This window comes from Sandarakinorhabdus rubra, assembly GCF_010994245.1.
GTDB classification, from domain to species: domain Bacteria; phylum Pseudomonadota; class Alphaproteobacteria; order Sphingomonadales; family Sphingomonadaceae; genus Sandarakinorhabdus; species Sandarakinorhabdus rubra.
The window spans coordinates 1-2,020 of sequence record NZ_WMHO01000322.1 but is presented as its reverse complement, the minus strand read 5'-3'; the positions used below and the strand labels follow the sequence as shown (position 1 = coordinate 2,020).

General features: G+C 71.0%; 3 protein-coding genes. 2 read left to right on the top strand and 1 reads right to left on the bottom strand.

Translation table 11 applies throughout. The features are described 5' to 3' along the window. Together GJV64_RS14000 and bchO are read left to right on the top strand one after the other, a co-directional pair. Window positions 1-438: VWA domain-containing protein (locus tag GJV64_RS14000; RefSeq protein ID WP_164158043.1), on the top strand; the 438-nt coding region annotated here is incomplete at its 5' end. Further along, a complete protein-coding gene (gene bchO, locus GJV64_RS13995; RefSeq protein ID WP_164158041.1) occupies window positions 438-1,319 on the top strand; it encodes an alpha/beta fold hydrolase BchO in 882 nt (293 codons plus the stop codon). The genes GJV64_RS14000 and bchO, both read left to right, overlap by 1 nt. On the opposite strand, the gene GJV64_RS13990 is transcribed toward bchO, so the two are convergent. After that, the coding region (locus GJV64_RS13990) for an enoyl-CoA hydratase-related protein (RefSeq protein ID WP_164158039.1) at window positions 1,316-2,020 on the bottom strand (705 nt) is incomplete at its 5' end. The two genes, bchO and GJV64_RS13990, sit on opposite strands and share 4 nt — an antisense overlap.

Sequence of the window (2,020 nt, the reverse complement as noted above, 5' to 3'; positions counted from 1 at the left end):
GTGGCGCTGGTGGCGTTCCGCGGCACCGAAGCGGCGCTGGCGCTGCCGCCCACCCGCAGCCTGCCGCGTGCCAAGAAGGAACTGGCCGGGCTGGCCGGCGGTGGCGGCACGCCGATTGCCTCGGGCCTCGATCTGGCGCGCAAGGTGGCGGAAGGCGAGAAGGGGCGGGGCCGTACGCCGCTGGTGGTGGTGCTCACCGATGGACGGGCGAACGTGGGTGGCGATGCCACCACCAGCCCGCAGGAGGCGGCGCTGGCGTCGGCGCGGGCCTATCGCGCGTCCGGCATCCCTGCGGTGTTCATCGATTGCAGCCCGCGTCCGCGCCCGCAGGGGGCAGAATTGGCGGCTGCGATGGGGGCACGGCTGGTGACGCTGCCGCGTGTCGATGCCAAGTCGGTGGTGGCGGCGGTGAAGGCCGCAACGGCGGGAGGGGCCTGATGCGCTGGGATATCGACGGGGCCCGGGTGCCGCACCGCGAGTGGAGCCGCTTCGTGACGGCCGGCGGCATCCGCTGGCATGTGCAGGTGGCGGGGCCAGAGGATGCGCCGGTTCTGCTGCTGATCCACGGCACCGGGGCCACCACCCACAGTTTCGCTGGCCTGGCGCCGCTCTTGGCGCAGCACTTCCGCGTCATCATCCCCGATCTGCCCGGCCATGGCTTCACCGGCAAACTGAACGCGCCCGATCCCGACAATGTCGCAAAGGCCGTGGCGGCGCTGCTGGCGGAGCTGAAGGCTGAACCGGCGATGATCCTGGGCCACAGCGTGGGCGCCGCCATCGCCTTTGTCACCACCGCAAGGCGACTGGTCAGCCCACGCGCGCTGGTGGCGCTGGGCGGCGCGCTGCTGCCCTTTGCCGGGGTTGGCAAGGTCTATCCCGGGCTGGCCAAGGCGCTGTTCGTCAACCCGTTCATGCCGGCCTTCTTCAGCTTCACCACCCGCTTCCAGTCGATGCCCGATCTCCTCAAGCGCTGGACCGGCTCCCATTCGACGCGCGAGCAGGTTGCCTATTACGAGCGGCTGTTCCGCAACCCCGGCCACACCGGCGGCGCGCTGGCATTGATGGCGCACTGGGACCTGGATGTCATCGAGCGCAGCATATCGGGCGTCCACTGCCCGGTGCTGCTGCTGCACGGTGAGCGCGACAAGACGGTGCCGCCCGCCACCAGCCGCACCGTGGCGCAGCGGCTGGCCCAGCACGGCACCCACGCGGAGCATCACGGCCTGCCTGGCCTGGGCCACCTCGCCCACGAGGAGGCGCCCGAACGCCATGCCGAACTGGTGATCGGCTTTGCACGCGAGTCCGGCGTGATCGCCTAACGCCCCCTGAAGCTCGGCACCCGCTTCTCGACAAAGGCCTTCGCCGCTTCCCTGTGATCCTCGGTGAGGCCGCAATGGACATGGTGCGTGGCCTCGAGATCGAGGCAGTCGTCCATGTCGCCGCCGGCAAAGGCGCGATTGAGATTTTCCTTCATGTAGCGGTAGGCGACACGCGGCCCGGCGGCGAGCCGCGCGGCAAGCGCATGGGCTTCGGCCATCAGCGCGTCGGCCGGCACCACGCGGTTGGCCAGGCCCAGCCGCAACGCTTCGGCCGCGTCCACCCGGTCGGAGAGGAGATACAGCTCCCGCGCCTTGGCGGCGCCCACCAGCTTGGTCAGGAAATAGGTGCCGCCATAATCGCCGGAGAAACCGACCTTGGCGAACGCCGTGGTGAGGAATGCCGAGTCGGCCATCACCCTGAGATCGCAGGCCAGCGCGATCGACAGGCCCGCGCCGGCGGCCGCGCCAGGAATGGCGGCGATGGTTGGCTTGGGCATGGCGTGCAGGCGCCCGGCCGTCTCGCGCTGGTTGCGGCGCTGGCGGGCAATGGCGACATCGATCGGCTCGGGCTCGCCGCTCTCGTTGCGCGCCGCCATGCCCTTCACGTCGCCGCCGGCACAGAAGGCGCCGCCGGCCCCGGTGATCAGGATGGCGCCGATGGCGGGATCGGCCTCCGCCTCGCCCAGCAGCCGTGCCAGCCC

Coding starts and splice junctions, on each gene's coding strand:
- bchO (WP_164158041.1), top strand. CDS start 438: ATGCGCTGGGATATCGACGGGGCCCGGGTGCCGCACCGCGAGTGGAGC.